This window comes from Mesorhizobium sp. M4B.F.Ca.ET.017.02.2.1 (assembly GCF_003998955.1).
Taxonomy (GTDB): Bacteria; Pseudomonadota; Alphaproteobacteria; order Rhizobiales; family Rhizobiaceae; genus Mesorhizobium; species Mesorhizobium abyssinicae.
In genome coordinates, this window is record NZ_RZOF01000320.1 from 1 (window position 1) to 7175 (window position 7175).

General features: G+C 65.7%; 6 protein-coding genes. 1 reads left to right on the forward strand and 5 read right to left on the reverse strand.

What is annotated here, in order from left to right; genetic code table 11:
• Window positions 1-2486, forward strand: a 2486-nt coding sequence (locus EN738_RS27565; RefSeq protein WP_189605997.1) for a UvrD-helicase domain-containing protein, incomplete at its 5' end; no start/stop codon positions are given.
• Between the two features lie 9 nt (window positions 2487-2495).
• Here the strand turns inward: EN738_RS27565 and EN738_RS27570 are convergent.
• The 5 genes from EN738_RS27570 to EN738_RS27590 all read right to left on the reverse strand — a co-directional run.
• Complete coding sequence (locus tag EN738_RS27570; RefSeq protein WP_127286430.1) at window positions 2496-3542, reverse strand: ABC transporter permease; 1047 nt, start codon at window positions 3540-3542, stop codon at window positions 2496-2498.
• Window positions 3539-4336 (reverse strand): ATP-binding cassette domain-containing protein, encoded by a 798-nt coding sequence (locus EN738_RS27575; RefSeq protein WP_127286431.1) that lies wholly within the window; start codon window positions 4334-4336, stop codon window positions 3539-3541. The genes EN738_RS27570 and EN738_RS27575 overlap by 4 nt, the downstream gene beginning before the upstream one ends.
• A gap of 88 nt (window positions 4337-4424) precedes the next feature.
• Window positions 4425-5438, reverse strand: a complete 1014-nt coding sequence (locus tag EN738_RS27580) for a substrate-binding domain-containing protein (protein WP_127286432.1) — start codon at window positions 5436-5438, stop codon at window positions 4425-4427.
• 119 nt (window positions 5439-5557) lie between these two features.
• Window positions 5558-6466: a sugar phosphate isomerase/epimerase gene (locus tag EN738_RS27585; protein ID WP_127286433.1), complete on the reverse strand. Its 909-nt coding sequence runs from the start codon at window positions 6464-6466 to the stop codon at window positions 5558-5560.
• The coding region (locus EN738_RS27590; RefSeq protein WP_145966946.1) for a Gfo/Idh/MocA family oxidoreductase at window positions 6463-7175 on the reverse strand (713 nt) is incomplete at its 5' end. The genes EN738_RS27585 and EN738_RS27590, both read right to left, overlap by 4 nt.

Genomic DNA, 7175 nt, shown 5'->3' on the forward strand with positions numbered 1-7175 from the left:
CCGGCAAGACGCGCGTGCTCACCACCCGCATCGCCCACATCCTCGCCACCGGCAAGGCCTTCTCCTCGCAGATCCTCGCCGTCACCTTCACCAACAAGGCGGCGCGCGAGATGAAGCAGCGCATCGGCCATCTGATCGGCGAAGGCAATGTCGAGGGCATGCCGTGGCTCGGCACCTTCCACTCGATCGGCGTCAAGCTGCTGCGCCGTCACGCCGAGCTCGCCGGGCTGAAATCCGATTTCACCATCCTCGACACCGACGATGTCGTGCGTCTGATCAAGCAGCTCATCCAGGCCGAGGGGCTGGACGACAAGCGCTGGCCGGCCAAGCAGTTCGCGCAGATGATCGACGGCTGGAAGAACAAGGGCCTCGGCCCCGCCGACATCCCCGAGGGCGACGCCCGCAGCTTCGCCAACGGCAAGGGGCGCGAGCTCTACAAGGCCTATCAGGAGCGGCTGCAGACCCTGAACGCCTGCGATTTCGGCGACCTGCTCTGCCATCCGATCCGCATCTTCCGCGCCTACCCGGATGTGCTGAAGGACTACCACAGGCGCTTCAAATACATCCTCGTCGACGAGTACCAGGACACCAACACCGCGCAGTATATGTGGCTGCGCCTGCTGGCGCAGCGGCCGCAATCCTCCCCCCTTGAGGGGGAGGTGCCTGCGAAGCGGGCGGAGGGGGTCGCCACAGAAGGCACCGCCCGGTCATCGAGCACAGGGGCGTCGAGCACTGCCGCGAGGACCCCACCCGACCGGGCTTCGCCCGGCCACCCTCCCCTCAAGGGGGAGGGGAATTCCCGCCCGGCCACCGTCAACATCTGCTGTGTCGGCGACGACGACCAATCGATCTATGGCTGGCGCGGTGCCGAAGTCGACAACATCCTTCGCTTCGACAAGGATTTCCCCGGCGCCACCATCATAAGGCTCGAACGCAACTATCGCTCGACCGCGCATATCCTCGGTGCGGCCTCGCATCTCATCGCCTTCAACGAAGGCCGCTTCGGCAAGACGCTGTTCACCGACCGCAACGATCCCGAGGATGACAAGGTGCATGTCCATGCCGCCTGGGATTCGGAGGAAGAGGCGCGCGCCGTCGGCGAGACCATCGAGGCCTATCAGCGGCAGAAGCACAATCTAAACGACATGGCGATCCTGGTGCGCGCATCCTTCCAGATGCGCGCTTTCGAAGAACGCTTCATCACGCTCGGCCTGAGTTACCGCGTCATCGGCGGCCCGCGTTTCTACGAGCGCATGGAAATCCGCGACGCGCTTGCCTTCTTCCGGGTCGTCGCCAATGGCGGCGACGACCTCGCCTTCGAGCGCATCGTCAATGTGCCGAAGCGTGGGCTCGGCGAAGCCACGATCCGCCAGATCCACGACACGGCGCGGGCGCTGCGCATCCCGATGCTGGAAGCCGCCGGCAACCTCGCCGAAAGCGACGAGATGAAGCCGAAGCCGCGCGCCGCCCTGCGCGAGGTCGCGGCGAATTTCGAGCGCTGGCAAAAGGCGCTGGAGACCACGCCGCACACCGAGCTCGCCGAGACCATCCTGGAGGAGAGCGGCTACACCGACATGTGGAAGAACGACCGCTCGGCCGAATCGCCCGGGCGGCTGGAAAACCTCAAGGAGCTGATCCGCTCCATGGAGGAGTACGAATCGCTGCGCGCCTTCCTCGAGCATGTCGCGCTGGTCATGGAGGCCGAGCAGAGCGAGTCGCTCGATGCAGTCTCGATCATGACGCTGCATTCGGCCAAGGGTCTCGAGTTCGAGACCGTCTTCCTCCCCGGCTGGGAAGAAGGCCTGTTCCCGCACCAGCGCGCGCTCGACGAAGGCGGCCGTTCCGGCCTCGAGGAGGAGCGCCGCCTCGCCTATGTCGGCCTGACACGCGCCAAGAAGAACCTGCACATCTGGTTCGTCTCCAACCGCCTCATCCACGGCCTGTGGCAATCGACCATCCCGTCGCGCTTCCTCGACGAATTGCCGGAAACCCATGTCGAGGTCGCCGAGAGCGGCAACTCCTATGGCGGCTACGGCAACAGCTACGGCGGCGGCTCGTTCGCCTCCGGACGCGGCGGCCGGCAGAACCCCTACGGCGCCTCGCGCTTCGACAATATCGGCGAGGAAAAATCCTTCTCCAACACCTATTCGACGCCGGGCTGGCAGCGCGCGCAGGCCAACCGCACCGAGGCCACCGATCGCAACTGGGGCACGCGCTCCGGCCACCAGGTCGAGCGCATCGGCTATGGCGAGACCGACAGCGGCTACGGCGCCGGCCGCACCAGCGTCAAGGGTCGCACCATCGACGGCGAACTGGTCGCCAAGTCCGTCGCCGACAAGCCGTCGGCCTTCAGCGTCGGCGACCGCGTCTTCCACCAGAAATTCGGCAACGGCAACATTGCGGCAATCGAAGGCAACAAGCTCACCATCGACTTCGACAAGGCCGGCCAGAAACGCGTGCTGGACGGCTTTGTCACCGGCGTGTGAGCAATTCCCTCACCGATACCTCGCCTGGTTCCACTTATGGCCGAGCAGCGACAAGATGATGATCAGCCCGTTGAAGAACTGCACGTAGAAGCCGCTCAGCCCCGCCGCCACCACGCCGGTCTGGATGAACGACACGGTCACCGCGCCGATCGCGCCGCCGACCACCGTGCCGATGCCGCCCCAGGTCGGCGTGCCGCCGACGAACACCGAGGCCAGCACCGGCAGCAGATAGCCGTCGCCGGCCGTCGGCCACCAGGTGAAGTTGATCATCACCGAGAAGGTGCCGGCGATCGCCGCCCCGATGCCGGTGAAGACGAACACCTTGACTTTGACGCGCTTGACGTCGATGCCCATCTGCTTGGCGCTGTCCGGATTGTCGCCGACTGCCCTCACCTGCGCGCCGAAGCGGTGGCGGTTGTAGAGCAGCGCCGAGAAAACGACGAAGGCGATGGCCCAGAAGACCTGCACCGGGATGCCCCAGAGCTGGCTCGAGAAGATCTTGTAGGCTGAGCTGTCGGCAAGGCCGGTCAGCGCCATCGACCTGCCCTCGTTGATGATCTGGATCAGGCCGCGCAACAGGAAATTCATGCCGAGCGTGGCGATCAGCGACGACAGTCCGCCATAGACGACCAGCGATCCGACCAGGAAGCCGAGCAGCGTGCCGGTGACCAGCGCGGCGGCGATGCCGAGGAACGGATCATAGCCGGCCTGCACGACCAGTGCGAAGACCCATGAGGCAAAACCCATCGTTGCCGGGAACGACAGGTCGATCTCGTCGCAGGTGACGACGAAGACCAGCGGCACCACCACGAACAGCGCAACGGGAAGCGTCGTCAGTACCGAGCTGTAGAGATACCAGGTGGTGAACACCGTCGGATTGGCGATGATGAACACCGCCATCATGAAGATGAACACGCCGAGCGTGCCGAGCGCGGCGCGGTTGTCGATGACGAAGCCGCGCAGCCAGTGGTCGGATGGATGGCTCCATTCCTTGCCTGCCTGGCCGCTTGTTCTTCCCAGGGGAGATTGCAGATCGGGTTCCATGGCCTTGCTCATCGCGCTCCCTGCTCCGCTTCGCCCGCCTCGTGCAGTCCGGGCAGGCCGCCCGGATGCGCCACGTCTTCCATGAAGTTGATGAGATCTTCCGCCGACTTGATCTGGCTGCGGTCGGCGGTCAGCGCCACCTTGCCGCGGTCGAGCACCACGAAGCGGTCGGCAATGTCGAAGACGTGGTGGATGTTGTGGCCGATGAACAGGATCGACCGGCCGCTCGCCCGCACCTGGCGCACGAAGTGGAAGACCTTGGCGGTCTCGGTCAGCGACAGCGCCGTCGTCGGCTCGTCGAGGATGATCAGCTCCGCCTGCTTGTAGATGGCGCGCGCGATCGCCACGCCCTGGCGTTCGCCGCCCGAAAGCTGGCCGACGATCGAGTGCGGCGTGAACACTTTCGAGGTGAAGCCGATCTCCCGCATCAGCCGGCTCGCCTCCTCGATCTCCTTGTTGACCTTCAGCCAGCCCATCCAGCTGGTCAGTTCGCGACCCATGAAGATGTTGCGCACGATCGTCTGCTGCACCGCCAGCGCCCGGTCCTGGAACACCGTCTCGATGCCGGCATCGCGCGAGCGCGCCGCGCTCCATCCGCTGACCGGCTTGCCGCGCACCAGGATCTCGCCGCTGGTCGGCTTGACCACGCCTGACAGGATCTTGATCAGCGTCGACTTGCCGGCGCCATTGTCGCCGATCAGGCCGACCACCTCGCCGCGGTCGACGCTGAGGTTGACGCCGCCAAGCGCATAGACCTGGCCATACGACTTCTTGATGTCGCGCAGTTCGATGATGCGTTCGCCCATGCGATCCTCGCTCGGATTGTCTGTCTTGCCGGTCTCCTCGCCGGCGGCCCCGCCGGCCGGGCGAAATCCCGGCCGACGGCTTGGGAGGTCAGCGCAGCGCCTGCTTGGCCAGCTCGGCGACGATCTCGTAATTCTGCGGCGTCACGAAGCCGGCGCCGGTATCGACATTCATCGGCGCCAGACCCAGCACTACCTGCTGGCAGAGGCTGAGGATCGGCAGGTAGCCCTGCAGGAAGGGCTGCTGGTCGGCCGTCAGCTGCACCCAGCCGCCCTTGAAGCCCTCGACGATCTGCGGGCTGGTGTCGAAGCCGAAATTGAAGATCTCGCCGGGCTTTCTTCCCGCCGCCTGCATGTAGGTGGCGACATTGCCCAGCATCTGGCCGCCGGGATAGCCGACCGCCTTGATATCAGGGTTGTTGAGCAGGGCCGCGGTGATCACCGGAATCGCCAGATTGGGGTCGGATGCCCATTCGCCGCTCGGCGGTGACGGCAGCTGGATGACACTGATGCCGGCCTCCTTGAGTACGGCCACCGTGCCGCGCTCTCGCGCGCCGCGGGCCTCGTTCTCGAACGGGCCGATCATGATCGCCTTGTCGCCGGACTTGAGCTTGCCGAGCTTGATGGCCTCGGCGCCGAGTGCACGGCCCTGCTGCTCCTGCTGGGCGCCGACATAGCCGCCGCCGAACGCTTCCACCACCTTCGGCACCGGAACGTTCTGGTACATCATCTTGATGCCGTCCTTGTGCGCCTGCTCGGCCAGAGGCATGATCGCGGCGTCGCCCGGATGGCCCATCATGGCGATGCCGTTGGGTTTCACGGCGACGGCCTCGCGTAACTGCTGCACCATCTTCTCGGAATCCCACTGCGAGAAGATGTAGTCGACCTTAGGCCCGAGATCGGCGGCCGCCTGCTTGGCGCCATTGTAGACGATGGTGCCGAAGGCGTCGCCCTCCGCGCCGCCGACGAAGAAGCGGATGTGGACGTCCTTGCACCATTGGGCATCCAGCGCCTGCGCCGGCAAGGTGGAGATGGCGGCGGCAAGCGCCGTGGCTGCGGCCACGACGGTCGTGCGCAGAAGTGTCGTTCTAAACGCGATGCTCATGCACGTTCCTCCCTTTGTTTCCTCGCCAAGCGAGGGTTTTCGACATTCGCTTCGGCAGTGCGCCGCAAAACTGGCCGGCCGGCTCCTCCCGCCGGCCAATCCTCACATCAACTTTGGCCTCACATCGGATTTGGCAGGTAGCTGGCACCTCCCCTGCATTGTTTGAGATAATCCAGCGCGCGCACTTGCCCGGTGATCTCCAGGTCGTCGCGATAGACAGGGTCGTGCCAGCCCTCGATGTCGATGGCGCCCTTGTAGCCGGCCAGCCGCAATTCGCTGATCACCCGCGTCCAGTCGCTGTCGCCGAAGCCCGGCGTGCGCATCTGCACGAAGGGCAGCCGGCCGAACACGCCGTGCTCGCGGATGACGTCCCAGCGCACGGTGGCGTCCTTGCCGTGGACATGGAAGATGCGCGGCGCCCATTTGCGGATCTGCGGCATCGGGTCGATCAGGTAGACGAGCTGATGGCAGGGCTCCCATTCGAGGCCGAGATTGTCATCCGGCAATTCGTTGAACATCAGCTCCCAGGCATCCGGATTGTGGGCGATGTTCCAGTCGCCGCTGGCCCAGTTGCCATCCATCGCGCAATTCTCGAAGGCGATGCGCACGCCCCTGTCGGCGGCCCGCTTCGCCAGCGGCCCCCAGACCTCGCGGAAGCGCGGCAGGCTGTCGGTCAGCGGCTTGCCGCGAATTCGGCCGGTGAAGCCGCTGACCGTGGAAGCGCCGAACAGATGCGCATGATCGATCACCGTCTCCCAGGCCGCGAGCACGCCGCGGTCGACCTCGCCGCTCTCCAGCGGATTGCCGAACACGCCGATCGACGAGACGGTGACGTCGGCATCGCCGATCGCCTCGCGGATCTGGCCGGCGAGCCGCGGCAGGTCCTTGCCGCCCAGCGTCTGCCAGAAGAAAGGCTGGATGCTTTCGAAGCCGAGCGGCAGGATCTGTTTGATGTAGGCGGCCGGGTCGTCGAGATTGGCCCTGACCATGGTGCCGATCCTGATGTCGAGGAGCGGGTTTGGCATCATTGCGCATCCCTGGCGATCGCAACCCGGCGTCCGGTCTCGGCGCTTTCGATCGCGCCGAAGACCATGGCCAGGCTGTTGATGTTGTCGGTGCCGCGCGTTTCCGGCTCGGTGCCGGTTTCGATCGCGTGCATGAAATCCCTGATGATGCCGAGATGGCCGTCGACGCGGTCGGATGCGTCGAGTGGCGGCACCTCGATTGGCTGGGTCTTGTCGAACAGGCCGTCGCGGCCCGGAATGACAACCTCCGCCTTCAGCCCATCAAAGCCGTCCCAGAGCAGGCTGCCGCGCTCGGCGACGATGCGCCAGCTCCCTTCCCAGCTGGTCCGGAAGCCGTCGGCGCACCAGCTGCCCGCATAGGTGAAGACCTTGCCGCCGCCGAAATCGAAGACGGCGCTCGCCGACGATCCCTGCCGGTACCAGGAACTGGCCGGCTCCCACTCCTGGCAGTAGACGCTGGCCGGCTCGCCGGCGGCCATGTAGCGGGCTGCGTCGAAGGTGTGGATCGCCATGTCGAGCAGCAGCACGTGGGACATCTCCTCGCGAAAGCCGCCGAAATGCGGCGCGACGAAGAAGTCGGCATGGATGCTGGTCGGCTTGCCGATGGCGCCCGAGTCGAGAAGGCGGCGGATGCGCCGGACATTGGCGACATAGCGGCGGTTCTGCACGACGGCATGGACGCGCGCCGCCCGGCGCGCGGCCTCGATGATGG